Origin of the sequence: Geminocystis sp. NIES-3708 (genome assembly GCF_001548095.1) — a bacterium.
Classification (GTDB): domain Bacteria; phylum Cyanobacteriota; class Cyanobacteriia; order Cyanobacteriales; family Cyanobacteriaceae; genus Geminocystis.
This window is the reverse complement of sequence record NZ_AP014815.1, coordinates 3,522,374-3,547,453: the sequence shown is the minus strand read 5'-3', so window position 1 is coordinate 3,547,453 and position 25,080 is coordinate 3,522,374. Positions and strand designations below refer to the sequence as shown.

25 protein-coding genes and 1 tRNA gene are annotated in these 25,080 nt (G+C 31.5%); 15 read left to right on the top strand and 11 right to left on the bottom strand.

Annotation, left to right across the window (positions count from 1 at the left end; translation table 11 throughout):
- Positions 1-4: 4 nt before the first annotated feature.
- From GM3708_RS15570 to GM3708_RS15560, 3 genes are all read left to right on the top strand, one after another.
- On the top strand, positions 5-439 hold the full coding sequence (locus GM3708_RS15570; protein WP_066348847.1) for a response regulator: 435 nt from the start codon (positions 5-7) through the stop codon (positions 437-439).
- Between the two features lie 22 nt (positions 440-461).
- Positions 462-1,586: an ATP-binding protein gene (locus tag GM3708_RS15565; protein WP_066348845.1), complete on the top strand. Its 1,125-nt coding sequence runs from the start codon at positions 462-464 to the stop codon at positions 1,584-1,586.
- Positions 1,587-1,781: 195 nt separating this feature from the next.
- Positions 1,782-2,732: a pentapeptide repeat-containing protein gene (locus tag GM3708_RS15560; RefSeq protein WP_066348843.1), complete on the top strand. Its 951-nt coding sequence runs from the start codon at positions 1,782-1,784 to the stop codon at positions 2,730-2,732.
- A 300-nt stretch (positions 2,733-3,032) separates the two neighbouring features.
- On the opposite strand, the gene GM3708_RS15555 is transcribed toward GM3708_RS15560, so the two are convergent.
- Positions 3,033-3,106, bottom strand: a tRNA-Pro gene (locus tag GM3708_RS15555).
- Positions 3,107-3,364: 258 nt separating this feature from the next.
- Between GM3708_RS15555 and GM3708_RS15550 the strand changes: the two genes are divergently transcribed.
- The gene (locus tag GM3708_RS15550; RefSeq protein WP_066348841.1) at positions 3,365-4,966 is read left to right on the top strand and encodes a serine/threonine-protein kinase; all 1,602 of its coding nucleotides are present in this window, start codon (positions 3,365-3,367) and stop codon (positions 4,964-4,966) included.
- Between the two features lie 25 nt (positions 4,967-4,991).
- On the opposite strand, the gene GM3708_RS15545 is transcribed toward GM3708_RS15550, so the two are convergent.
- The 5 genes from GM3708_RS15545 to GM3708_RS15525 form a co-directional block, all read right to left on the bottom strand.
- Complete coding sequence (locus GM3708_RS15545) at positions 4,992-5,708, bottom strand: WecB/TagA/CpsF family glycosyltransferase (RefSeq protein WP_066348839.1); 717 nt, start codon at positions 5,706-5,708, stop codon at positions 4,992-4,994.
- 34 nt (positions 5,709-5,742) lie between these two features.
- Entirely contained in the window at positions 5,743-6,780 is a 1,038-nt protein-coding gene (csaB, locus tag GM3708_RS15540) for a polysaccharide pyruvyl transferase CsaB (RefSeq protein WP_066348838.1), read from the bottom strand.
- A gap of 43 nt (positions 6,781-6,823) precedes the next feature.
- Positions 6,824-7,330 carry a hypothetical protein gene (locus tag GM3708_RS15535; protein WP_066348837.1) on the bottom strand — a complete coding sequence of 169 codons (507 nt, stop codon included), beginning with the start codon at positions 7,328-7,330 and terminating at the stop codon, positions 6,824-6,826.
- A 164-nt stretch (positions 7,331-7,494) separates the two neighbouring features.
- Positions 7,495-9,030, bottom strand: a complete 1,536-nt coding sequence (locus tag GM3708_RS15530) for a pitrilysin family protein (RefSeq protein ID WP_066348834.1) — start codon at positions 9,028-9,030, stop codon at positions 7,495-7,497.
- 86 nt (positions 9,031-9,116) lie between these two features.
- Positions 9,117-9,635 (bottom strand): phycobiliprotein lyase, encoded by a 519-nt coding sequence (locus tag GM3708_RS15525; protein WP_066348832.1) that lies wholly within the window; start codon positions 9,633-9,635, stop codon positions 9,117-9,119.
- A gap of 137 nt (positions 9,636-9,772) precedes the next feature.
- On the opposite strand from GM3708_RS15525, the gene GM3708_RS15520 reads away from it, so the two are divergent.
- The gene (locus tag GM3708_RS15520) at positions 9,773-9,958 is read left to right on the top strand and encodes an NAD(P)H dehydrogenase subunit NdhS (RefSeq protein ID WP_066348829.1); all 186 of its coding nucleotides are present in this window, start codon (positions 9,773-9,775) and stop codon (positions 9,956-9,958) included.
- Between the two features lie 272 nt (positions 9,959-10,230).
- On the opposite strand, the gene bfr (GM3708_RS15515) is transcribed toward GM3708_RS15520, so the two are convergent.
- Positions 10,231-10,698 carry a bacterioferritin gene (gene bfr / locus GM3708_RS15515; RefSeq protein ID WP_066348825.1) on the bottom strand — a complete coding sequence of 156 codons (468 nt, stop codon included), beginning with the start codon at positions 10,696-10,698 and terminating at the stop codon, positions 10,231-10,233.
- A gap of 23 nt (positions 10,699-10,721) precedes the next feature.
- Positions 10,722-11,186: a bacterioferritin gene (bfr, locus tag GM3708_RS15510; protein WP_066348824.1), complete on the bottom strand. Its 465-nt coding sequence runs from the start codon at positions 11,184-11,186 to the stop codon at positions 10,722-10,724.
- Positions 11,187-11,446: 260 nt separating this feature from the next.
- Here bfr (GM3708_RS15510) and GM3708_RS15505 point away from each other — a divergent pair, with 260 nt between their 5' ends.
- The 4 genes from GM3708_RS15505 to GM3708_RS15490 all read left to right on the top strand — a co-directional run bounded on the left by GM3708_RS15505 (position 11,447) and on the right by GM3708_RS15490 (position 15,374).
- Positions 11,447-11,983 (top strand): hypothetical protein, encoded by a 537-nt coding sequence (locus GM3708_RS15505; protein WP_066348823.1) that lies wholly within the window; start codon positions 11,447-11,449, stop codon positions 11,981-11,983.
- A gap of 75 nt (positions 11,984-12,058) precedes the next feature.
- Positions 12,059-13,843 carry a penicillin-binding protein 2 gene (locus GM3708_RS15500; protein WP_231932971.1) on the top strand — a complete coding sequence of 595 codons (1,785 nt, stop codon included), beginning with the start codon at positions 12,059-12,061 and terminating at the stop codon, positions 13,841-13,843.
- Positions 13,844-14,017: 174 nt separating this feature from the next.
- Positions 14,018-15,184, top strand: a complete 1,167-nt coding sequence (locus GM3708_RS15495; protein ID WP_066348820.1) for an ABC transporter permease subunit — start codon at positions 14,018-14,020, stop codon at positions 15,182-15,184.
- Between the two features lie 79 nt (positions 15,185-15,263).
- Positions 15,264-15,374 carry a PetM family cytochrome b6-f complex subunit 7 gene (locus tag GM3708_RS15490; RefSeq protein ID WP_066348818.1) on the top strand — a complete coding sequence of 37 codons (111 nt, stop codon included), beginning with the start codon at positions 15,264-15,266 and terminating at the stop codon, positions 15,372-15,374.
- 56 nt (positions 15,375-15,430) lie between these two features.
- On the opposite strand, the gene GM3708_RS15485 is transcribed toward GM3708_RS15490, so the two are convergent.
- The gene (locus tag GM3708_RS15485; RefSeq protein ID WP_066348816.1) at positions 15,431-17,473 is read right to left on the bottom strand and encodes an FAD-dependent oxidoreductase; all 2,043 of its coding nucleotides are present in this window, start codon (positions 17,471-17,473) and stop codon (positions 15,431-15,433) included.
- A gap of 197 nt (positions 17,474-17,670) precedes the next feature.
- Between GM3708_RS15485 and GM3708_RS15480 the strand changes: the two genes are divergently transcribed.
- Positions 17,671-18,285 (top strand): hypothetical protein, encoded by a 615-nt coding sequence (locus tag GM3708_RS15480; protein ID WP_144439330.1) that lies wholly within the window; start codon positions 17,671-17,673, stop codon positions 18,283-18,285.
- A gap of 35 nt (positions 18,286-18,320) precedes the next feature.
- Here GM3708_RS15480 and GM3708_RS15475 read toward each other — a convergent pair whose 3' ends face one another.
- Entirely contained in the window at positions 18,321-19,757 is a 1,437-nt protein-coding gene (locus GM3708_RS15475) for an isochorismate synthase MenF (protein WP_066348812.1), read from the bottom strand.
- Positions 19,758-19,874: 117 nt separating this feature from the next.
- On the opposite strand from GM3708_RS15475, the gene menA reads away from it, so the two are divergent.
- From menA to folE, 5 genes are all read left to right on the top strand, one after another.
- Positions 19,875-20,813 (top strand): 2-carboxy-1,4-naphthoquinone phytyltransferase, encoded by a 939-nt coding sequence (gene menA, locus GM3708_RS15470; RefSeq protein ID WP_066348810.1) that lies wholly within the window; start codon positions 19,875-19,877, stop codon positions 20,811-20,813.
- A 125-nt stretch (positions 20,814-20,938) separates the two neighbouring features.
- Positions 20,939-21,400, top strand: a complete 462-nt coding sequence (locus GM3708_RS15465; protein WP_066348807.1) for a DUF29 domain-containing protein — start codon at positions 20,939-20,941, stop codon at positions 21,398-21,400.
- A 119-nt stretch (positions 21,401-21,519) separates the two neighbouring features.
- Entirely contained in the window at positions 21,520-22,497 is a 978-nt protein-coding gene (gene accA, locus GM3708_RS15460; protein ID WP_066348806.1) for an acetyl-CoA carboxylase carboxyl transferase subunit alpha, read from the top strand.
- 191 nt (positions 22,498-22,688) lie between these two features.
- Positions 22,689-23,417, top strand: a complete 729-nt coding sequence (locus GM3708_RS15455; protein WP_066348805.1) for an SDR family oxidoreductase — start codon at positions 22,689-22,691, stop codon at positions 23,415-23,417.
- A gap of 156 nt (positions 23,418-23,573) precedes the next feature.
- Positions 23,574-24,299 (top strand): GTP cyclohydrolase I FolE, encoded by a 726-nt coding sequence (gene folE, locus GM3708_RS15450; protein ID WP_066348804.1) that lies wholly within the window; start codon positions 23,574-23,576, stop codon positions 24,297-24,299.
- An 81-nt stretch (positions 24,300-24,380) separates the two neighbouring features.
- Here the strand turns inward: folE and pdxH are convergent, their stop codons facing one another.
- Positions 24,381-25,025, bottom strand: a complete 645-nt coding sequence (gene pdxH / locus GM3708_RS15445; RefSeq protein ID WP_066348800.1) for a pyridoxamine 5'-phosphate oxidase — start codon at positions 25,023-25,025, stop codon at positions 24,381-24,383.
- Between the last annotated feature and the right edge of the window lie 55 nt (positions 25,026-25,080).

The following is a 25,080-nucleotide window of genomic DNA, read 5'->3' as shown; positions in this document are numbered from 1 at the left end:
ATAAATGTTTTCAAAACCAGTAGAAATTTTATTGGCAGAAGATTCTTTAGCTGATGTAGTTTTAATGAAAAAAATTCTTAAGCAAACTACAACTCCTAAAAATCTTTATGTAGTTAACAATGGCATTGAAGCGATGAATTTTCTACATCAAGAAGGAGAATATGAACAAAAACCTCGTCCTGATTTGATATTATTAGACTTGAATTTACCTCAAAAAAATGGTTTAGAAGTTTTAAAAGAAATTAAATCAGATCTTAAATTTAAAGCTATTCCCGTAATTATTTTAAGTACTTCGGAAAATAATAAAGATATTGTAGAATGTTATAACTATTATGCGAACTCTTATTTAACTAAACCGATAGATTTAAAAGAGTTTTATCAATGTATGGAAGCTATCGATAATTTTTGGTTTAAATTTGTCCGTTATCCCTTAAACTAATACTTTGAGTTGTTTATACCATATGGTTTCTTCTTTAACTCACCTTCATATTCTCCTTGTAGAAGATAATTTAGCTGATGTTATTATTATCAAAAAACAATTTCAAAAATTACATTCTCTCAAAATAGATTTAACTCATGTTTTAACCTGTAGAGATGCCATTTTTCACCTTAAAAGTAATTTCTTTGATGTTATTTTATTGGATTTATCTTTGCCTGATAGTCATAATTTAGATACAGTAAAAACTATTCACTTTTATAGTAATGATATTCCTATACTAATTTTAACAGGTTTAGATGATGAAGATATGGCAATCTCATCTGTAAGAGAAGGTGCGCAAGATTATTTGATTAAAGGAGAGATTAATTTAGATAATTTACAAAGAGCCATACGATATGCTATTGAAAGAAAACAAAAGTTAAAAGAAATCAAAATTCTCAATCAAAAATTATCAGCATCTAATCGAGAATTAGAAAATTATGCACATATTGTTTCCCATGATTTAAAACAACCATTACAAACTATTTTAGGGAGTAGCCAATTAGTTTTACATTTAGAAAAAGAAAATTTAAAAGAACAATCATTATATCTCTTAAATTTGATTTTAAATTCTAGTTATGCAATGAATCAATTAATCAATACTTTACTATCTTATGCACAAATTGAAAAAAATAAAGAAGAAAAAGAAGTCATTAACTGTATAGAAATAATTGATAATGTTTTAGATTTATTAACACAACAAATAGAAGAATCAGAAGCAATTATTAAATTAAATATTGAAGAAAGTCGAAGTCCTATAAATGTTACTTATAATCCTATTCAATTAACACAAATATTTCAAAATTTAATCAGTAATGGAATCAAATATATTCCTGATAATTGTCAGCCAGAAATAACCATCTCAATCAAAAAATCAAAAACAGAATTACTATTTAGTGTCAAAGATAATGGTATCGGTATCAAGCCAGAAAATCATCAGAAAATATTTAAAATGTTAGAGAGAATTGAAACAGACAAAAAATATGATGGTATTGGTATTGGTTTAGCCACCTGTAAAAAAATAATAGATCATAATGGCGGTAAAATTTGGGTAGAATCATCTTTGAACAACGGTTCAACTTTTTTTTTTACTATTCCAATAAATTAAGTATAATTACTCATTTATTCATAAATATTTAAAATGTTATCTAAATAACAATTAACAAAAATAAATTAGTCTTATGACATAGAAAATATAAAGAATTATTACCTATTAAAATAGTCTCCACAAAATCTCCACATTCTTACTTTATATTCATACTTAAAAATAACGATAACCATTCAATGGTTGAGGTATAAGTCTATGAGTGACTTTTTTACAGAAATAAATCAACGTTACCTCTTAGGAGAAAGAAATTTTCATCAGCACAATTTCTCCAAAGCAAATTTAAAAGGTATTAATTTGGCACAAGCAAATTTAAAAAATAGTGACTTAAGTTTTGCGAATTTAGAAAATGCCAATTTAACCGATGCTAATCTCAGTAAATGCAATTTAAAGGGTGCAAATCTTACAGGTGCAAATTTAACAAATGCGATTATTGATGATAGTGATTTAAGTTACAGTAAATTGAATAAAGCTAACCTTTCAGGTATTCATGGTAGAAAAGCGAATTTTCGTCAGGCATATCTTAATAATGTTAATCTACAAAAGGCTTATTTAAGTGGTGCAAATTTTACCCAGAGTTCACTAAATAATTCTGATTTATCTTACAGTAATTTAAAGAGAACAGAATTTCAAAACGCTTTCCTTACGGGAGTTAATTTAACAGAAGCATATCTATCAGAATCAAGTATGTTAGGTACTTGCTTAACTTCTGCTATTATTTATAAAACTTACTTTAGAGAAGCAAAATATAATCATAAGACGATTTTTGATACCAAATTTAACCCTCAATTAATGGGTATGATTTCTGTTGAATTGAATAACTTCACCATCGAAGATGTCTTAAAAGCGATTAACTACCTTAGCAAATGTAGTCAAAAATATTTAGGGGTAAATCTAGTAGTAAAATATCTACATTCCTCTAAGCTAGAAAACGACTGGTTAAATAAATTTCAAGTCGATAATTATGGTAACGTTATATACCTAGGTTCAAAATTCAATTATATTGATGATTTTCAACTAAAATGGTATCGTCAATGGGTAAAAGAATATTTTAATCGTTGTTCTTTTATTATCAATAATTTTAGGGAATTAATTCAAGACGATTTGTCATCATCACCTTATCAAATACATTTGCCTCTTGCCGCCTAATTCAGTGATACATCACTGGGCGTTGCATTAAAAAAAATTCTTTTCCTGAGATTAGGAATTGGTGGGGGTAATTCATTAATTATTCCTGCGGAGGTTAAGAGAAACAGTTATCAATGAAGATGTTTTTTGTATTCTCACCAAAAATAAAAAAACTTGATTTGAAAAATTTTATCAAAAACCTTGAGTTTTTCAATAAATGAAAACAGCCAAAATTTGGTATTTTCTTTGATTATGTGGGTATCTATCAAACTCCTATTTTTATGACTTTTCTACTGACTTATTTAGCACTTTACAACTTCATCGGGATGACAGGATTTGAACCTGCGACATCCTGCTCCCAAAGCAGGCGCGCTACCAAGCTGCGCTACATCCCGTGATTACCTTATCAATGATAACCTATATTTGAGTTGTTCGACAACTTAATTTTTTATCATCTTTCTAAAAATGTTTTACAATCTGATTAAAGCGATCGCACAATCTGAGTTAATGTGCGGCTTTGATGTGCTTTTAGCATAGCGATAAGAAGAAAATGAAAATGTTCTGCTTTTGAAGAACTTTACAGCCGTTATTCCCTGAAATCCAGTAAAATGATAGACAATTACTGAGGATCATGGGAATATTTCGTAGTCACTATGAGTTATTGGAAAACAGGACGGATTATCCAGAAGGGAAAGTATGTGATTGAGAAAGTTTTAGGTGCTGGAGGTGCAGGTATTACTTATGGTGCTAAAGATGTTCAAACAGGTAATCTTGTGGCGATTAAAACTTTAAATGCCACTATTCAGGCACAACCAGATTTTTCTAAACACCAAGAAAGGTTTATTCAAGAGGCTTTTCGTTTAGCTAAATGTAATCATCCTCATGTAATTCAAGTTGATGATGTCTGCCAAGAGAAAGAATTGTGGTGCATGGTAATGGAATATATTGATGGTGGTAATTTAGAATCTTTAGTCAAAAAAAAAGGTGGTTTAGAAGAAGTAGAAGCTATACGTTATATTTATCAAGTAGGTAGTGCATTAAGTTATATTCATAAGCAAGGAATTTTACATCGTGATGTTAAACCAGCTAACATTATGCGTCGTCGTCAGACTAATGATGCAGTTTTAATTGATTTTGGTTTAGCACGAGATTTTATTGAAGATAAAACCCAAATTCATACCAATTCTCGTACAGAAGGTTTTGCACCGTTAGAACAATATTTAAGAAATGCTAAAAGAGGAGCTTATACTGATGTTTATGCTCTTGCGGCTACTTTATATTATATTTTAACTTTACAAATTCCTTTTCCCGCTCAATTTCGTAGTCAAGGCATTAGTTTAATTCCTCCTCAGCAACATAATTCTAAAATAAGCGATCGCACTAATTTAGCTATTCTTAAGGGTATGGAATTAGAATCAGAAAACCGTCCTCAATCCGTAGCTCAATGGTTAAATATGTTAACGGAAAATAGTCAAATTAATCTTTCTGTCTCAGAAAAAAAAGAAGAAAATCCTCCTGTCAATTCTCCCCCAAAAACTCCCGTTAATAACTTACCAATAATGCCTGTGCCTCCTGTGCCTGTGACGAGAAAAGTAAGAAAAGTTACAAAAATACCGAAGGTAATATCAGATAATGATTATCGTTATGATCCTCTTTCTCCCCATCGATTTGAAGATCAAAAGTCAACGGTTATTCCTCAAAAAATCTCAATTATTGAGCCGAATTTAACTAATTCTAATGTACCGACACAAGTCTCTTCTCCTGAAACCATTTCTGAATCGGATTCAATTATTTGTCTTTCAGAAGTCGGAGTCAATTATGATCATTTAGAGGAGTTATTAAAAAATCAACAATGGCAAAAAGCTGACGAAGAAACTCATCAATTGATGTTAAAAGCATTACAAAGACAAGATTCTGGTTGGATAAATAAGGATTTAATGCGTACTTTTCCTTGTCGAGACTTACAAACCATAGATCAATTATGGACAAAATATAGCAATGGTAAATTTGGTTTTTCGGTACAAAAACGCATCTATCTCAGTTTAGGTGGGAAACGAGAATATGATAAAAAAGTTTGGGAAGTTGTTGGCGATCGTTTAGGATGGAGAATAAATGGAACATGGTTATTTCAAGATATACTAATTTATAACATAAAAGCACCTCAAGGACATTTACCTTCCGTCGCCATGTCAGGATTATTAGAAAGAGGAATTTATACTCTCATATCTAGAACTATGGATTGTAATATTAGTTAAATTAGTTCAACTTAGATCTTATTTTTCAGTAAGGATAAAATATTGCTTTGAAAAAAAACTGCGGTAAAGCTAACATTCTTTTCCAGCGAAAAGGCTCTTGATATAATCGATATAGCCATTCTAAATGATTATTACAGAAAAATTCTGGGGCTCTTTCTTTTACATTTCCCCAAATATCAAAACTACCACCAACACCAATCCACACTGCATTGGGAGCTAAATAACGATGATTCATAATCCATAGTTCTTGTCTTGGCACTCCTAAACCGACTAAAATTAATCTAGGTTGAATTTCTTGAATCGTTGCACACCAAGTTTCTAACTGTACTTCTGAAAGATAACCGTGATTATAGATAATATTTATATTAGGAATTTTTTCCTGCCACATTTGAGCCGCTTTTTTGGTAACACCCGGTGCACCACCATAAAAACAAATGGGATATTTTTCACCTCTGTTACCTAAATTTTCTACTAGAGAATATGCTAATTCTATTCCTGCGATTCTTTGTTGTTTTTGTCCTCTACGCCATAAATAAAAGATAATACCAGAACCATCAGGTACAACTAAATCCGCTTTTCTGATAGCATTGCCTAAATCATGATTTTTTTGTGCCATCATTGCCATTTCTGAATTCATTGTGACAACATGAGTAGATTCCGCCTTATCAATACGATTGATTAGTAAATCCTCGTAATTATCACTTAAATGAACAGGTAAATTAAGTACAGGAAAAGTTTTCATATTATTATCAATTAATATGGGAATTATATTTAATCTAAATTACTGAATCAAATAAATGCTGATGTTGTAAAGCACTTTCAGCTAAAAACATTAATTTATTATCTGCTAAATTTGTTACCTTTTTATAAATTGTTAACCATTTTTCTGTAAGTATATTAATTTCACTCGGTAATTCTGTCAATTCATAACCTTCTATATCAGTTTCTTTCATTAAACTCGCCACTTTTGGATCATAAGATAATGCAAAACATTTACATTGTTCACTTTTTGCCATGATTAAACTGTGTAAACGCATTCCAATCATCATATCAACTTCTTTAAATAATCCTTTTAATTCTTGAGGATTTTCTATCATAATAATTTGACAATGATTATCTAAATTTTTGGCTACTTTTTTACAAATTTCTAAGTCTTTTGATTTTTGAAATGGTATTAATATAATATTTGCTTTTATTTCTTTTTTAAACTGGATTAAGGCTTTACTGATTATGTCTATTTTTTCCTCGGTTAAGCTACTATGAGATCTTAAATTAACGGCAATTCTTGGATTAGGTAATAACTCTAAATTTTGCTTAATTTTACTAGATAATGCCCACACAGGATCTGCCGCTAAAAAGTATTTAATTCCCCAAATTTTTAATAATTTAGCAGATGCTTTATCTCTTACACTAACCCCATCGCATTTTCTTAAGACTTGTTTAGTTAACCAACGAATAAATGGAGTTTTTATCGGTCCAATTCCTTGAGCATAAGCAACCGTTTTTAAACCTTTGAACTGTGCTAAAATCATTAAAGTTAAATAAAAAATAGCACTTTTTTTACTGGTAACATCTTGAATTAAACTTCCACCACCCCAAATAAATAAGTCTTTTTTTCCTAATTTTAAAATTTCTTTAATAATATTTAACCGAGAATAACTAATAACATTATAATTTTCACTGGTTTTATTTGGATTTCCCGATAAAACTATAGGCTTAAAATTATTAGGTAATGTTTCTAAAACACATACTAATAAAGCCTCATCTCCCGCATTTCCTTGTCCATAATAACCACAAATTACCGCTTTTTTCATATTATGTCTTATAGATTTAAGTTACTTATTACTTATTACTTGTTTAATTATTCATTATAATTACTTGATCTCCAATAACATTTCCATGGTAAATTAAGTCTTCATGAAGGTTAGTATTAAGAGTAACTTTTATCTTATTTTCCCCTTTAGGTAATTCAGAAATATGATACCAGTTACTATAAATTCTAGTAACTTTTTCCTCATTAATATAAAGATGAGCGTGTCCTTTATTGGGGTTACTATCTTCATTTAACGTTTCAGGATTAAATGTAAAATTAGTTGTTTTAATTTCTAAATTCCACCCTTTCATTTTATCAGGTACAACATTTATTTTGATAGTGGGAATATAAGGTTTATTAGAAATATCTAAAGTTTGATGATGGTGAACATTTTCTGATTTTTCTTGATAATTATTTTGCTCATGGTTATGATTATGTTGAGCTTGAGCTTGAGCTTTTAACACTGTCATCGGAAAAAATAAAGATGATGAAATAAAAATTGAGAAAAAAACTTTATTTTTATTATTCAAAATAGTTGAAGAATGTTTCATTGTTTAGCACTTGTTAACAAAAAAATAACAACTATTATTTAATCATTTTTATTGAAAATTATCTTTGACAATAGGTAATAGTTAAAATCTCGATAACAATCTCAATTAATCCCTTTTTTAATTCTTAATCAATTGCGTAAATATCATTCACCCCTATTTAATTCTTAATTATTGTTAATTGTTTTAAGTCTAGCAATAGTTTTATTTTCAGAAGTGAAAGTTGCTTTTGCTACTCGTTGAATATCATCAGCAGTGACAGCCGAAATAGCATCCAAACGAGTAAATAAATTACGCCAATCTCCGGTTTTTCCTTGATATTCAGCTAATAATCTTGCCATTCCTGCATTGGAATTTACTTCTCTTAATAAACCTGCTTTAGCTTGAGTTTTGACTCTTTCTAATTCATCTTCACTTACAGGTTGAGTTTTTAGTTTTTCAATTTCTGAATGTAAAGCCACTTCTAGCTCTTCAAGGTTGCGATTAGGGGCAGACATAGCATAAAATAACATCAAATTAGGGTATTTGTCTCCCGGAAAGCCTGTAAAACCCTGTGCCATTAAAGCAATTTGCTGATTTTCTACCAAAGATTGATAGAGACGAGAAGTACGTCCATCACTTAAAATTGAACCTATCATATCATAAACTATATAATCTGGGTGATTTGAATCGGGAATATGATAACCTTCAAGGTAAATAGGCTGAGAAGGGTATTCAACTGTTACTTCTTTAGTTTTGCTTTGCTTCGGTTCAATTATAGTAAGATTAGCTGGTTTTGTGATGGTAGGAAAAGCACCAAAATATTTCTGTGCCATGGCTTTTACTTCTTGAGGATTAACATCACCAACAATAGCAATAGTAATATTACTTCCACCATAATAAGTATCAAAGAAATTTTGGACATCGTTACGGGTAAGATTACTTATGTCTGTCTCATAACCAATCACAGGACGTTTATAGGGATGTTGAGTAAAAGCACTATCTAAAAATGCCTCTACCATTTTACCAATAGGAGAGTTATCGGTGCGGAGTTTTCTTTCCTCTAAAATGACTTGTTTTTCTGTGTAAAATTCTCTAAATACAGGATTTAAAAATCGATCAGATTCTAAATACATCCATAATTCTAATTTATTGGCTGGAAAATTATAAAAGTAAACAGTTGCATCGGCAGAAGTAGCAGCATTTAAGCCAACACCTCCTTCTAATTCAATAATTTGTCCAAATTCATTTTGATTAACAAATTTACTAGCTTGTGCATTTAATTCTTGAAACTGTGCTTGTAATTTAGATAACCTTTCATTATTACCTTCTTTTTTAACTTGCTTTATTTCTTCAAAAATTTGATCTAATCGATCTAAAATAATCTTTTCTTCTTGATAATTGGTCGTGCCAATTTCTTTAGTGCCTTTAAAGGCTAAATGTTCTAAAAAATGGGCAACTCCTGTTTTATTTACAGGCTCATTTACTCCTCCCACATCAACATAAGTAACAAAAGAAATAACTGGAGCTTTTTTATTTTCTAAAACAATAAAATTAATATTATTATCTAAAGTAAATTCAGTAATATTTGCTTTAACTTGTTCTAAATAAGGTCGAATTGATTGTGATTGATTACCTATTGATTGTTTCGCTAATGCTAAATTAGGAAAAATACTCCAAATCAAAATACTGATAAAACACCAAGACAATATTTTTTTTAACATTATATTTAATGCTATTTAATTTTTAAATTAAGTGTCAATTATAAATAATAATTCAACTAATTTGTTAATTGTTAATTATGTAATTACTATTTGCTAACTATTTTTCTAATTTCTGAATAAAAAGAAGTTTGAATGACTTGTTCATTATCTTTAATAACAGTGTTACGCAAACGTAAATTATCATTAGCAAACCAAATTCTTTCTGCAATATATTGATTATTTTTCTCAAGAATTAGAGTTAAAGATTCATCTTCCGCTAAAACATATTTACCGATTAAACCTTGATTATCTTTTAAAAATCTGAAAATTGTTCCTGTGTTATCATCATTTTCATCTCTAAAAACTAACATTAAATTTTCGCCCTGTTGTTTGGGTTTCCCCCAATCAGGGGAATTATCCCAACTAGAAAATATCCCCCCTAGACTCAAATCTAAATTAAAATTGTACTGATTACATAATTGAGTAACTTGTGACTCCCCAGAGGATAAAAGATTAATAGTTACATTGGCTTTGCTGTTGTCAACTTCATCCTGAGAAATATTATAAGTAGTGCGTTGAGAAAACCATTCACCCGCCGTTTTATCTAAAAAAGTGTTGATATTCATTAAATGGTAAATTTAAAATATTAATTATTTGTCACAGCATAATCAATTATAAAGTATCAGTTTCTTTCTCAAGATACTTCTATGGATTAAAATTGATCAAAAGAACAAAATTTTATGTATTCATCTATAAGATAATTATGATAATTTTACCCGGCACTATTGTTACCGTTACCAATGTTAATGACATTTATTACCGTTTTGAAGGTTTAGTACAAAGAGTCACTGATGGTAAAGCGGCAGTTTTATTTGAAGGTGGCAATTGGGATAAACTTATTACTTTTAAATTATCAGAATTAGAAATAGTTGATCCTAAAAAGAAATAATAATGATAGATAATTTAGATCTTGCACTAACAATAAAATACCCTAATAAAAGAAGAAGACAGCATAAAGAAAATAGTCGCAATGATTTATTTAAACTTATTTTCAATTGATTTGTTTTACTTTATCGATTATTATTTTTGTGTTGATGCAAGATCTAAGGATAATAGTAATAGTGAAATTGTGAAACTGAGAATCAGTAATAGTATTACTAAAAAATTTATTGATTATCAATTTTTTTCATGGTACTTTTTCCTTAATCTTCATAATTTTTTTTACATTTGTGATTGTAAATAATTAGGTAAACCAATTTTGTCAATCAATCCTAACTGTTTTTCTAACCAGTAAGCATGATCCTCTTCTGTGTCTCCTAACATTACTCTCAATAATTCTCTAGTTTGGTAATCTTGTTCTTGTTCAGAAATGGCGATCGCCTCTTTTAAATCAGCAATAACTTTATATTCTAAATCAAGATCGTTTTGGAGCATTTCTAGTACATTAGAACCGATTTTTAAGGCTTCTTGATCAGATAAATCAGGGGTTGTTTCTAAAAATAATAAACGCTTAATCAACATATCTGCATGATGAGTTTCATCTTGCATTTCATGGTTAATGCGATCATAGAGTTTCGTTAAACCCCAATCATCATACATACGAGAATGAGTAAAATATTGATCTCTAGCCGATAACTCACTACGTAGTAGTTTTTGCAACTGCTTAATAACTTTTTTATTACCTTTCATTAAAATACTCCCAAATATATAATTTAGATCATAGACTGTAAATAATTTTCGACACCAGAATTACTGATTAACCATTGTTGAGATTCTAACCAATCAATTTCTTCTTCAGTTTCTTCTAATAATTCCGTTAATAAATCTCGACTGACGTAGTCTTGTAAAGATTCACAGAGATTAATAGAAGTGCGTAAGCTATCAGCAATTCCCATCGCAATAGTTAAATCATTAGCAATTATTTCAGGTACATTTTCACCAATGAGTAATTTACCTAAACTTTGTAGGTTGGGTAAACCCTCCAGAAAAAAAACTCTTTCAATAATTTTGTCAGCTTGTTTCATTAACTTAATCGAGTAGCGATACTCATAGTCGTTTAATTTATTTAAACCCCAACTTTTACACATTCTAGCGTGGAGAAAAAATTGGTTAATAGCCGTTAATTTTAACTCCAAAACTTGATTTAATTGGAGCTTGACTTGTTGATTTCCTTCCATAATAGTTTTATTGAATTGGTTATTCTATTATAGTCAGATCTCACCTGAACACAAAAACGTCATAAACAAAGTAAAAAAAATCAACACGAATATAGTTAAAATCAATTTTTCTTTCTATTTCCTATCTAAGGATTTACATGTTTACAAAAATTAAATCAATCTCGCACAATTGTTATCTTATTCTTGATCAGAAAAAAATACCTCTTTTTGTTATATTTGCTAATATTAGTTAGTCTTAATTCTAATTTTAAATAATATGTATGTTAGTCCAAGATACCTTATCTCGCCGACAAAATAATTCTCAAGTAACAAAAACGAAATCTTTAACTCAAAAAGATGTTACTAGCACTAGAAAAAATCTCAGAAATAATCATCCTTCTGGGGGAAGAATTGGTTCACCTAACAATACAATTTCTCAAGTTAGTCATAAAAATAGACCTTTATGGCTTAAAAGTTTAATTTTGTTTGGTCATGGATCTTCTCTGGTATGCTATGGCTCGGTAGGAATTGCTTTTATTATTTATGGTATGACAGTTTATGCACCAAAATTATGGACTCAGAAATACCAAGAATTACAAAGTTTACAAAAACAAGAAAGGCAATTTAGTTTCACTGATGAAATTATCAAAAATCAGTTAGCTGAATCCGCTAAGAAATCTGGTTCGGGTTTAGTAAATCCAGATCCAACTCAACCACCAATTTTCTTACCTGATAGTACCCCAAAACCGATAGAATTAGAACCATCTAATTCTCCGATACCCAAACAGATTGAAAAAATTTCCCCCATAGCATATTAATCAAAGATGAACGTCTTTAAGCCTAACTCACATAAATTAATCAAAAAATCGACTTCTGTAAAAAGTTGGTTTAATGTGCCCAAAAATTCCCAAAAAAATCACAAATCAACTATTAAATCTATTAATCTTGATTCTGTGATTCGATTGGGGATTATTTGGTTTGTATTAGTTTTAGGTTCAACAGGGTTAGCATTTAGACTTTACCAATTACAAATAAAACAAGGGGATGAGTTAAGTGAAAAAGCGAAACAACAACAAACCTATAATTTTCGTCCTTATATTCCTCGCCGCTCTGTAGTTGATGGTAGAGGAAACATCGTTGCACTGGATAAGGTTGTCTATACAGTCTATGTTCATCCCATTATGTTATCAGAAGAAAATAGCATTGTAGCGGAGAAATTAGCCAATATTTTAGTTGATCGAGATAAAAATGAAATTTTAAAACTATTAAACAGCAAAAAATCAGGAGTTTTATTAGATAAAACCGTAAGTGAAGATCAAGGTAATAAAATCAAAGAATTAGGATTAGAAGGAATCGATCTTCATCGTCGTTATGCTCGTTTTTATCCTCAAGGAGAATTATTTGCTGATATTATTGGTTATGTCGATACAGAACATTTAGGACAAGCAGGAATCGAATATAGTCAACAAAAACTCATTGAAAGAGATGTCTCCAGCGTAGCAATGAAATCCATGTTAACGGTTAAAAGAGATGGACAAGGAGCAATTATCCCCGCATCTTTACCTGATGGGATTATTGAATTAGACGATCTTCAGTTGAAATTAACCTTAGATTTAAGATTACAACGAGCCGCTAGAGATGCGTTGAAAAATCAAGTTAAGAAATTTAACGCTAAAAGAGGAGCTGTAATCGTTATGGATGTTCATACAGGGGCGATCGTTGCCTTAGCTTCTGAACCTACTTATAATCCTAATCAATATTCTTTGTACGATTTTGCTTTATATAAAAATTGGACTGTTACCGATAGCTACGAGCCAGGCTCGACTTTTAAACCTCTGAATGTCGCTATTGGCTTAGATGAAGGGGTCATTAATTCTAATTCGAGTGTATTAGATTCACCTAGTGTTGTCATTGATGGTTGGCCCATTGCTAATGCTTCGAAAAGTGGACAAGGTTGGGTAAGTGTTACTAAAATCCTAGAAGTATCTAGCAATACTGGCATGATTCATATAATCCAAAAAATTAGTGGCTCAAGATATTACGAAAGATTACAAGAATTTGGTATGGATAGACTAATGGGTTTAGATTTACCTTTTGAAGCAACAGGATATGTAAAACCGAAAGAAGTCTTTACTTCTACAAAAATAGAACCAGCCGTGACAGCTTTTGGACAAGGATTATCTTTAACCCCTCTTAAATTAGTACAATTACACGCAGCCCTAGCCAACGGCGGAAAATTAGTAACACCTCATGTAGTAGAAGGTTTAATAAATCAAAATGGAGAATTAGAATCTATACCAAAACGGGAAATAAAACAACTGTTTAAAGAAAGTTCCGCTAATAGTGTAGTAAGAATGATGCAGTCAGTAGTAGATAATGGCACAGGAAAAGCCGCTCAAATTGATGGTTATCACATTGGTGGAAAAACAGGCACTGCCCAAAAACACGATGGTAGAGGTAGATACCAAGCTAATGCCAAAATTACCAGTTTTATTTCCATATTACCCACAGATGATCCCCAATACGTAATTCTTGCAGTAGTTGATGAACCAAAAGGAGGAAATACCTTCGGTTCGACGGTAGCAGCACCCATCGTCAAAGAAGTTATGAACTCTATAATTCGCCTAAAAGGCATACCTCCTTCTTATCCTATCGGTTTAAAAAAAGAGAAAAAATAATAATTAAGCTCTGGGTATAACAAAAAAAGGGTATTGAAAAAATTTTCCCGTGTCCACTTGTCTCATCATAATCATTTTTCTTCCGTCGAAGTTTAGCTTAATTGTCATCGATGATACCAACCAAAACCTTGATTAAAAGTAATAATCCATCAGAAGATTAATTAAAATGAAAAAATGTTACCTCTGATAGAAGCGTTTTTAAATGGTATTAGTATTGGCTCTGTCTTATTAATTGCGGCTTTAGGATTAGCCATCGTCTTCGGATTGATGGGGGTTATTAATTTAGCCCACGGTGAATTAATGATGTTAGGTGCTTATACTACTTTTGTTGTTCAAAATCTATTTAAGCCTTTAGGAGAACCTTGGTTTAACTTTTATATTTTTGTGGCTATTCCTGCCGCTTTTATTGTTGCCGCCATCGCTGGAATAATATTGGAACGGGGAGTAATTCGTTTTCTTTATGGACGACCACTAGAAACTCTTTTAGCTACATGGGGAGTTAGTCTAATTCTCCGTCAATTGGTGAGAAGTGTAAATTGGTCGATGACGATTGGTTTAATCATATTTTCCGTAATGTTTTTTGGTGCAATGTGGTTTTTATCCCGTCAACAAAACTGGCAACAAATTCGTACTAAATTTCTTTCCATTACTTTACCTTTATCTAGTGCTATTGCCATTATTGCCGGAATTTTAATTAATAATTCGGGAAATCAAGCCTTAACAAAACCATGGTTTAGTGCCAGAAGTGTTGATGTCACTGCACCATCTTGGTTAAGAGGAGGAATTCCATTGGGAGGTTTTCAATTTCCAATGACTAGGGTTTTCATTATTGTGTTAACCATCCTTTGTATTCTAGCGGTATATTGGTTTTTAAATGCTTCCGATTGGGGATTAAAAATTAGAGCTGTAACTCAAAACCGTACCATGAGTTCTTGTTTAGGAATTCCCACCGCCACTGTTGACGCTCTCACATTTGCCCTCGGCTCTGGATTAGCCGGAATTGCTGGTGTCGCCATTAGCTTAATTGGTTCAGTAAGTCCAAATACAGGACAAAACTATATTGTTGATACTTTTATGGTGGTAGTTGTGGGAGGAGTTGGTAACTTGCTCGGATCAATTATTGCTGCTTTAGCCATTGGTATTGTAACTTATATTGTTGGGTCTGGTAGTTTAAGTTTAGTTTTAATGTCTCAAGATTCTTTAACTCCAATAATCGAGATAATTAATTTCTTTGCTACTACCAGTATGGCAAAAGTATTAGTATTTGTGATAATTATTGCCTTTTTACAAATTAAACCTTCTGGTATTTTTCCTCAAAAAGGTCGTACTGCTGAATTATAGTTAGGCAATAGGGAATAAGTAATAGACTAAAATCTGATAAAGTAATAAAAAAATATAAATAATCAGGATAATAATTATGATGACTGCTGAAAGTATGTTATTTAACGGTGCAATTCTTTGCTTTACCGTTGTTTTAGTTGGTTTAGCATGGGGTTTTCTATTATTAAAACTCTCAGGCGAATCTAAGTAAAAAACACAGAAAAACTAGGAGTTAATTGTTAATTGTTAATTATTAATTATTAATTGTTATCTCCAATCGTCCCAATTATCGTTAAAAATGGATGTATTGGGAAATTTGGTGGGATTATTATTTTTATCTAAAATTACCTTTAACTCCTGTAAATTTTTATTTTTAAAGGCAAATCCTTCAGTAAATTCATAGGGTAGAATTCCTTTTTGTAAAGCTAAAGAAGCTGTCGTACCCACTGCAGCTCCTGATGACCATTCAAAAGAATGTACTCGATAAGCGGCGGCGGCTATATGACTGGTTGCAATACTTTTTCCAGCTACTAGCATATTATCAATTTTTTGAGGAATCATAGCGGATAAGGGAATTTGAAACGGATAAGCCTGTCCTTGTCCACGTCTTTCTCCTTTTCTTTCAGTATTACCCGGTTTCTCATGGGGACTTTGGGTCATACAGGGGTGAAAATCAATCGCATAATGTCCAATACCTACAGAATCAGGGTAAATCGTTGACCTAGTACGATTTTTGACTTCATCAGGAGCAATTTCACCACTTAACACAGAAAATCCTTCTAAACCCGATAATAAGGCTTGTAAACGGCGATATTGATCAGGTGTAAGTGTTTTTTTATAATATTCATCTCGATAATTACGACGAGAAATGTCAATTTCATTAACCATAAAACCATTCGGATGAGCATAATTTGGTCGTCCAATAATTCTACGTCCTTCTCTCATATAAGGATATTTAGATAATCCGTGCATTGTACCCATGGGAGAGTCTAAACCTTTTAATAATTTTTGATTAGGATTGGGTTTTTTCACTCCATTTCCCAATTGGGAATCCGTTGTACCTGCTACTAACCAATGATAGAAGCCCAAGGCATTTTGTTCTCCTTTAAACAGAGTTTCTGTACGTAAGCCTCCCATCCAGCCACCTGGGGTTAATTGCCCAGTTTTTTGTAGTTGTTCTCTCGTATAAATTAAATTATCTTTAGATGTACCCGGACGATAATCGTTACCCCATGTCCAGTTTTGCATAGAAATATCTCCTGTGGTGGGTTTAGTAAAGCTAATGCCTTTAAATGTTGTAGTTTCGCTATCTTCGGCTTTCCAAATACGTCTATAAGTATAAACTAGATCAAAATCTGCTAATCTTTCTAATTCATAACTATAAGATGCTTCATACTGTTTATAGAAACTTGGTTCCGGTTGTGGCTGTGGTTCAGCGGTTTGTTGCATCGCAAAAGTATAAGTAAAACCTTGAGTGCAATAAGGATCTTGTGTAGCACTTGATGATGATGGTTCTAATTCTGAACGAGGATCGATACCTAAGCGATAAGGTACATCTGTTAAACCGATTAATTCACCTGTTTCTGTGGCTTCTACTACTATCCAATTAGTTTTTCCTTTTGTTTTTGGGTTTTTCGGTGGTGTAAATTTTATCACCTTTTTTTTAAGTCTGGCAGAATCTTTATAAGTATAAGCATCTTCTATTATTTGGGATAACGGTTCGGTATTTAAAGGAGGTGTATTTGGTTGAGCTTCATGTTGAATGGCGATCGCCTCCATAATTTGTTTTCCTGCGCCACCATTAGCAACAGTTCCCATTTTTAAATCTTTGATCACTGTGTTTGGAAACCATTTTAATTTACCTTTTCCTCTTTTTGCGGCATCTTTTAACTGATTTTCGAGGATTTTATCGGCATCTTTAGGTAAAAAACAAGAATCACTTACCCAACATTGTCCCGGATTTAATTTCCCATAAAATTTTTCAATATTATTTCTCAATTCTAAATAACCACGAGGAAAAAATAATTCTTTTCTCTGTGTACTACGTTCATCTAATGCTGATGTTCCCTGAGAAGAAATTTGTCCTCCTACCCAATCAGTAATATCAGTTAAACACACTGTTTTTCCCATTAATAAGGCTTCATAAGCAGTTGCCGCTCCTGCTAATCCAGCACCTACCACTAAAATCTCACATTCTTCTATTTGTACTGGATTGTTTGGGGTTGCGGCGACGGCGGGGCTAGTAACTGCCATTGCTAAAGGGATAGAAATTAATTTTTGCCAAAAATCTTTACTAATAAATTTAAACATCATTTTTTATAATTCAAAGTCAATAAATATCTTAATTCAAAGATGAATCTACTTTCTCCTTTGTTGACTTTTTGACAAAGACATTTGTTCAAATTTATTGATCAATTTTGATAAAAACTTCTGAATTCAAATATAATAAACGCTAATAATGTTTCATTTTTCGAGCATCTATTTTGTATAATTTCATAAATAATCCTATGTCCCAAAATCTTTCATCGCCATTGAATAGCTTTCAGAAAAAAATGACAGGAGAAATTTTAGAAGAAGCAGGTTTAATTTCTTCTGCACAATTAAAATTAGCCTTAGCAGATCAAAATCAATTTTTAACGTTAAAAATCGGAGAAATTTTAGCTTTAAGAGGTTGGTTAAAACAAGAAACTGTTGATTTTTTAGTGCAACTTTTTTTTGAGCCAAAAATAATTCGTACTGAAAAACAATATCCCATTGGACAATATTTTAAACAAGCAGGATTATTAACAGAAGATCAAATAAATACTATTGTAAAACAACAAAAACAATTGGGAATAAAGTTTTGTCAATTAGCAGTAATGAAAGGTTTTTTACATCAACAAACAGTAGATTTCTTTCTTGAGAATCTTACTCATAAAAAACAAAAAACTTTAATTTTAGATGACGATAAAACTGTCAACACATTAAATATACAAACGATTATTAGCGATTATACTTCCTATGAATTTGTAAAAGATCAAGAGAAAATATCTAATAATAATTTAAAAGATCAACTACTTTCAGAAACTACATTTATTAACGATTCAGAAATTGAATATAGCCCTATGTGGATTGATATTTAACAAATTAAAATAAATTATTAATTTTTGATTATTTATTATCTTAATGCTTGTAAAAGTGCTTGAAATTTAAGTTTAATTTCTGTTAATTCTTGTTCAGGTTTTGAACCCGTTACAATTCCCGCACCAGCATATAAACAAGCTGAATTTTCCTTAATTAAAGCCGATCTAATTCCTACAATAAATTCACAATTTCCTTGAGTATCTAACCAGCCAATAGGTGCAGCATATAAAGAACGATCAAAATTTTCTGAAGATTCAATTTCTCTACAAGCAATATTAATAGGATCTCCTGCTACAGCTGGGGTAGGATGTAATTTATTAATAATTTCAAGAGGACTAATATTAGATACAATTTGAGCATAAATAGGAGTCCATAAATGTTGAATATTAGATAATTTCAATAGTTGTAAAGATGCTTGTTTTGGATTTAAACCGATAATTGATAATTGCTCAAAAATAAAATCACTAACTATTTTATGTTCTCTTTTTTCTTTTTCACTGTTGAGTAAATTGTCTCCAATTATTATATCTTCTTTTTCAGTTTTTCCTCTAGGTGCTGAACCAGCTAAAGCATCACTCACTAATTGATTATCTTGGATAGACAGTAATCTTTCTGGACTTGCTCCAATAAAATTTTCTTCCTCTTTATTACCTATAGAAAAAATATAACAGTCAGGATGATTAGCCCTTAAATTTTCAAGAGATTTAATAATATTAAAATTATTGTTTATTCTCACTTCCAAGGCATGAGCTACCACAATTTTAGTTAATTTTTTAGCTTTAATCGCATCTAATCCTTGATTAACTTTTTTTATAAAAGACTGATATTGTGATTCTTCTAAGTTATACTTTAAAAGATTTTTTTTATGTGATTTTACTTTATAACTCAATATTATTTTCTTGCTAAAATTATCTTTTATATCTGTGTTAATTTTCTTAATCTTTTGATGATTATTATAAGTATTAATTGTTAATGTATAAAGATCTTGTTTTTTAAATAATTGTATATAAGGTAAAAAAATGGTTGCTAAGGAAAAAGATTTATAATAATCAGTAGATTTATTTAAAAAAGTAAAATATGAAAAAAAATGAGGATAAATATTATTTAAAGATTCATCGAGATAGTTGATATTATTTAAAGTATTTTTGATAAACTCTTGACATTGTTGAAAACGATTAATTTCTGCTTTATTTTCTAATGATATATTATTGTTAACTTCTAAACTTTTTATTGCTCCAATAGCGACAATAGCTTCTTGTTTTTTTTTATTTTCCCAATAGAAAGATACTTGATTTTTTTCTTTCATAACCGAGAGAAAAATTAAAGGATCAATGGGATCAATTGTATGAGTAATAGAAATAATATTATGATTATTTTTTTCTTGATTTTCTTTCTCAATTGGTAAAAAAATTAACTCTTTAAAACTATTCGGATAATTTAAAACAGCAAAATCGTTAGGCATTATAGGCATAAAGCTAATACTATAAATATTTGTGATGGACAATTAACTATGAACAATGGACAATGGATAATTAAGAAAAAATAATAATTAATTGATATTTACAACTATCATATCCAATTAAAGATCATGACCATAACCGATGAAACAACATCCCTAATTGTCAATCAATCACTGAGTAAACGTCAACTTTGGTTTGCGGCGATAAAACCTCCCATGTACACTGTAGCGGTTATTCCCATTAGTTTTGGCACTGCTTTAGCTTATACTGAAACGGGCATATTTCAAGCTAACGTTTTTGTAATATTTTTATTGTCAGCTATTTTAATTATTGCATGGCTTAACCTTAGTAATGATGTTTTTGACTCGGACACAGGAATAGATGTAAATAAAGCTCATTCAGTGGTCAATCTGACAGGAAATCGAACTCTTGTCTTTTGGATTAGTATTATATGTTTACTCTTGGGTTTAGGTGGGATTTTGCTAATCAATTATTGGCTTAAAGATTGGATTTTATTATGGTTAATTATTGCCTGTTGTGCATTAGGATATAGCTATCAAGGACCTCCTTTTCGTTTCGGTTATGTAGGTTTAGGAGAAATTATTTGTTTTGTAACTTTTGGTCCTATGGCGATCGCTGCCGCTTATTATAGTCAAACTGAAGTATTTTCAGTATCATCTTTTTGGGCATCAAGTATTATCGGTATATCAACATCAATTATCCTTTTTTGTTCTCATTTTCATCAAATAAAAGACGACATAGCCGCAGGGAAAAAATCACCCATCGTCAGACTCGGTACAGATTTAGGCTCAAAAGTATTAACAATTTCCGTAATTTTATTTTATGGTTTATGTCTTCTGCTGACAGCGATGAAGATATTACCCTATAGTGCTTTAATAGTATTGTTAAGTATGCCCATTGCCTATCAATTAACGAACCACGTTAACCAATATCATAATCAACCAGAAAAGGTAAAAAACAGTAAATTTATCGCTGTCAATCTACACTTTATCAGTGGATTATTATTATGTATTTCTTTAATATTGCCAACAAATATAATTTATTAAACTATTAATTTTTCTCGATCTAAAAAAATCGTAACTTTAAAACAATTTATAACAAGAATCAAAGATCATAGAACATTATTATTAAAAGTTATAATCAGACTATCAAGAAAAAGAAGAACAGAGCAATGGTAGCAGAATTAATCAAAAATAAACAAGATTTATATGACACAGACTATAATCTCTGGGTGTTGGAAACAGTAAACAAATTAAAAAAAAGAGATTTAGATTCTCTTGATTGGAATAATTTAATTGAGGAAGTTTTGGATTTGAGTCGAAGGGATAAAAGAAAACTTGAGAGTTTACTGATGAGGTTAATTGAACATTTACTGATTCTTCGCTATTGGGATTCAGAAAAAGAAATAAATCGAGGATATTGGCAAAGAGAAATTATCAATTTTCGTAAACAAATCAAACGTATTTTAAAAGATAGTCCAAGCCTTAAACCCCATCTTAAAGATGTTTTTGAGGAATGTTATCAAGATGGACGAGACATTGCTTCTCAATATTCTCAACTTACCCTTGATACTTTTCCTGAAAAACCTATTGCACCTTTTGAACAAATTCTCGATGAAAATTGGCTTCCTTAATAGTAAATCCCTAAATATTCTGGTTTATGTCATAAAATTCTATACTGTATAAAAGGAAAATTTTTATCACATTAAAAAATATAAAAAACGGTTTTATTATAGATAGATAGACAAAATATATGGCAAAAACAGAACAAAAACGTACTTTTTTACTAGAATTTGAAAAACCCTTAGTAGAATTACAAGCTAGAATTAGTCAAATTAGAGACTTAGCTGAAGAAAATCAAGTGGACGTTTCAGGGCAACTTCAAGAATTAGAAGACAGAGCCGAACAATTACGAAAAGAAATTTTTAGTACTCTTACTCCTTCCCAAAAATTACAAATTGCCCGTCATCCCCGTCGCCCTTCTACCCTTGATTACATCCAAGCTATGACTGATGAATGGTTCGAGTTACATGGCGATCGCCGTGGCTATGATGATCCAGCTTTAATTGGCGGTATAGCGAGACTAGATGGCAGAGCAGTGGTTATTATCGGACATCAAAAGGGTAGGGATACCAAAGACAACGTAGCCCGTAATTTCGGCATGGCATCCCCCGGAGGTTATCGTAAAGCCATGCGTCTCATGGAACACGCTAATCGTTTTTCTATGCCCATTATCACTTTTATTGACACCCCCGGAGCTTATGCTGGAGTCGAAGCAGAAAAATTAGGACAAGGGGAAGCCATCGCCTATAACTTAAGAGAAATGTTCAGCTTAGATGTGCCTATTATAACCACTGTAATCGGTGAAGGTGGCTCAGGAGGAGCTTTGGGTATTGGAGTCGCCGAAAAATTGATGATGTTTGAACATTCAGTTTACACCGTAGCCAGTCCTGAAGCCTGTGCGGCAATATTATGGAAAGATGCTAAAAAATCTGATCAAGCCGCCATTGCCCTAAAAATTACAGCACAAGATTTAAAACAATTAGGTATCATAGATCAAATTTTACCAGAACCTCCCGGATGTGCTCACTCAGATCCTTTAGCCACAGCTAATATTCTTAAAAAAGCTATTTTAGACAATTTGGAATATTTAGACAGTTTAAGTGCCGAAGGCAGAAAAGAATTAAGGTATCAAAAATTTCGTAACTTAGGAGTATTTTTAGAAACTTAATGAACATTCCTTCATAATACTATCTCCTAATTCAAGTTATTCATCATTAATGCTATAATGTAAGGGGTGATTTTTGTTACAAAACTTCACATTATGAGAAACTACTAACCTGATACTCTATTAATAGAAGCGAGTTAAAGTTTAAATCCAGTTTAGTTTACTAACTTAAGAAAAAGAAAGCAAAATTTATCATGGAATATTCCCCAAATCAACGAACAGCTATCATTACTGGAGCTAGTAGTGGAATTGGTAAAGCAACAGCCATCGCCTTCGCAAAATCAGGGATTAACTTATGCTTAATTAGTCGTTCTGAAGCGAAATTACAAGCAGTGGCAGACATAGTTTCTGAATATGGAGTAAAAGTCAAAATAGTTTCTGCTGATTTAGCTGAAGTATCCAAGGTAAAAGCGAATATAGAAGCTATTGTCCACGAAATAGGAAATATCGATATTCTTGTCAACAATGCAGGAATAGGTTATACAAACTTTCTTCGAGAAACATCCTTAACAGATTGGCAAGAAGTATTAAATCTGAATTTGACTAGTGTTTTTCAATGCGTCATGGGGGTGTTACCGCACATGAGAAAACAAAGTCGAGGTACAATTATCAATGTGGCATCTATTGCCGCTAGTAATTATTTTCCTGAATGGGGAACTTATGCAGTTAGTAAAGCTGCTTTAGTTACCTTTAGTCAATGTTTAGCTTTAGAAGAAAGAAGCAACGGCATTCGAGTTACAACTATTTCTCCGGGCTCAGTTAATACACCAATTTGGGATACTGAAACCGTACAAGCAGATCTCAATCGTTCAGCAATGCTTAAGCCAGAAACTGTAGCCCAAACCATTCTACAAGCAGTATTACTTCCTCAAGAAGCAGTAATTGAACAATTAACGATAACGCCTAGTATTGGGGCGTTATAAATTACAATGAAACTTTAAAACCACGAAATTAATTTTTTTGTGGCGGTGTTTATAGTGAAGAAATTTCTTAAACATCTTAAACTATTGAGCTTTTTACAGTTCAAGTAACGAAAATCCCCACTCAATCACATCATTAAACTAATTTGTTAATTAACTATGACAGACTTTTCCAACGGTTCTAATTCTAACAAGACTTCTCCTGAACTTTCTTCTACCATTAGCACCGATGTATATAATAATATAGCTACTCGTCCCGATCGCAATACCCATAATGGGCAAGTAGCACAAATCAATCTTACCCAAGAAGAAGAAAATAAACAGCAAATGATGGATTCTGTAACTGTCATGTTAAAATCTGTCGGGGAAGATCCAGAACGAGAAGGATTACTAAAAACTCCGAAAAGAGTGGCTGAAGCCATGCAGTTTTTAACTCAAGGTTATAGTCAATCGTTGGAAAAACTTGTCAATGGTGCTATTTTTGACGAAGGTCATAACGAGATGGTATTAGTTAGAGATATTGACTTTTTTAGTCTTTGTGAGCACCATATGTTACCTTTTATGGGCAGGGCTCATGTTGCTTATATTCCTAATCAAAAAGTAGTTGGTTTAAGTAAATTAGCCCGTATTGTTGAGATGTACTCAAGAAGGTTGCAAGTACAAGAACGCCTTACTCGTCAAATCGCCGAAGCAATCCAAACAATTCTGGATCCTCAAGGGGTTGCAGTGGTAATGGAAGCAACTCATATGTGTATGGCAATGCGCGGAGTTCAAAAACCCGGATCATGGACTGTCACCAGCGCTATGATAGGAGCGTTTCAAGATGAGAATAAAACCCGTGAGGAATTTTTAGGTTTAATTCGTCATAAGCCCAACTTTTTTTAAAAAATAATATTAATTCTTGATTATTGGGTGAATACCATTATTTGTGGGTGAATTCCATTCACCCCTACCAAGTTTCGAGTATTATGGTGCTAATCGTTGTCTTTCCCATTGTTGATCATTTTTTAAGGTATAGCATAAACGATCATGTAAACGATTTTCTCTACCTTGCCAAAATTCGATTAAATGAGGTATTACTCTATAACCTCCCCAATGTTCTGGGCGAGGAATTGGTTTTCCTTGGTATTTTTTTATAATTTCTTTTAATTTAATCTCTAATACATCTCGATTTGGTATTACTTCACTTTGGTTGGAAGCCCATGCCCCTAATTGTGAGCCAATAGGACGACTGGAAAAATATTCATCAGATTCTTGGGCAGTAATTTTCTCTACTTTACCCTCAATACGTACTTGACGCTCTAATTCTCCCCATAAAAAAACTAATGATGCCCAAGGGTTTTGATTTAAGTGTTTGCCTTTATGACTGTCATAGTTAGTAAAAAAAGTAAAGCCTTTTTCATCTAATTTTTTTAATAAAACAATTCTTGCACTGGGTTTTCCTTCTTCATTAACCGTTGCTAAAGTCATGGCATTAGGCTCAAGAATTTGTGAAGAAACCGCTTCTTCAAACCAATGTCGGAATTGCTCAAAAGGATCTAAACTGGCAGAAGATTCTAATAATCCCCCTTGAGTATAATTTTTTCTCAAATCAGCAATGGATATATTCATTTATGTTACTAAGGGAAAACTTTTTTAGAAATTTACTTGTCTTTTTTAAGATTAT

Bases quoted from the DNA above. Each gene is read 5' to 3' on its own strand.
- GM3708_RS15570 (WP_066348847.1), top strand. From the start codon at position 5: ATGTTTTCAAAACCAGTAGAAATTTTATTGGCAGAAGATTCTTTAGCT.
- GM3708_RS15565 (WP_066348845.1), top strand. From the start codon at position 462: ATGGTTTCTTCTTTAACTCACCTTCATATTCTCCTTGTAGAAGATAAT.
- GM3708_RS15560 (WP_066348843.1), top strand. From the start codon at position 1,782: ATGAGTGACTTTTTTACAGAAATAAATCAACGTTACCTCTTAGGAGAA.
- GM3708_RS15550 (WP_066348841.1), top strand. From the start codon at position 3,365: ATGAGTTATTGGAAAACAGGACGGATTATCCAGAAGGGAAAGTATGTG.
- GM3708_RS15545 (WP_066348839.1), bottom strand. From the start codon at position 5,708: ATGAAAACTTTTCCTGTACTTAATTTACCTGTTCATTTAAGTGATAAT.
- csaB (WP_066348838.1), bottom strand. From the start codon at position 6,780: ATGAAAAAAGCGGTAATTTGTGGTTATTATGGACAAGGAAATGCGGGA.
- GM3708_RS15535 (WP_066348837.1), bottom strand. From the start codon at position 7,330: ATGAAACATTCTTCAACTATTTTGAATAATAAAAATAAAGTTTTTTTC.
- GM3708_RS15530 (WP_066348834.1), bottom strand. From the start codon at position 9,030: ATGTTAAAAAAAATATTGTCTTGGTGTTTTATCAGTATTTTGATTTGG.
- GM3708_RS15525 (WP_066348832.1), bottom strand. From the start codon at position 9,635: ATGAATATCAACACTTTTTTAGATAAAACGGCGGGTGAATGGTTTTCT.
- GM3708_RS15520 (WP_066348829.1), top strand. From the start codon at position 9,773: ATGATAATTTTACCCGGCACTATTGTTACCGTTACCAATGTTAATGAC.
- bfr (WP_066348825.1), bottom strand. From the start codon at position 10,698: ATGAAAGGTAATAAAAAAGTTATTAAGCAGTTGCAAAAACTACTACGT.
- bfr (WP_066348824.1), bottom strand. From the start codon at position 11,186: ATGGAAGGAAATCAACAAGTCAAGCTCCAATTAAATCAAGTTTTGGAG.
- GM3708_RS15505 (WP_066348823.1), top strand. From the start codon at position 11,447: ATGTTAGTCCAAGATACCTTATCTCGCCGACAAAATAATTCTCAAGTA.
- GM3708_RS15495 (WP_066348820.1), top strand. From the start codon at position 14,018: ATGTTACCTCTGATAGAAGCGTTTTTAAATGGTATTAGTATTGGCTCT.
- GM3708_RS15490 (WP_066348818.1), top strand. From the start codon at position 15,264: ATGACTGCTGAAAGTATGTTATTTAACGGTGCAATTCTTTGCTTTACC.
- GM3708_RS15485 (WP_066348816.1), bottom strand. From the start codon at position 17,473: ATGTTTAAATTTATTAGTAAAGATTTTTGGCAAAAATTAATTTCTATC.
- GM3708_RS15480 (WP_144439330.1), top strand. From the start codon at position 17,671: ATGTCCCAAAATCTTTCATCGCCATTGAATAGCTTTCAGAAAAAAATG.
- GM3708_RS15475 (WP_066348812.1), bottom strand. From the start codon at position 19,757: ATGCCTATAATGCCTAACGATTTTGCTGTTTTAAATTATCCGAATAGT.
- menA (WP_066348810.1), top strand. From the start codon at position 19,875: ATGACCATAACCGATGAAACAACATCCCTAATTGTCAATCAATCACTG.
- GM3708_RS15465 (WP_066348807.1), top strand. From the start codon at position 20,939: ATGGTAGCAGAATTAATCAAAAATAAACAAGATTTATATGACACAGAC.
- accA (WP_066348806.1), top strand. From the start codon at position 21,520: ATGGCAAAAACAGAACAAAAACGTACTTTTTTACTAGAATTTGAAAAA.
- GM3708_RS15455 (WP_066348805.1), top strand. From the start codon at position 22,689: ATGGAATATTCCCCAAATCAACGAACAGCTATCATTACTGGAGCTAGT.
- folE (WP_066348804.1), top strand. From the start codon at position 23,574: ATGACAGACTTTTCCAACGGTTCTAATTCTAACAAGACTTCTCCTGAA.
- pdxH (WP_066348800.1), bottom strand. From the start codon at position 25,025: ATGAATATATCCATTGCTGATTTGAGAAAAAATTATACTCAAGGGGGA.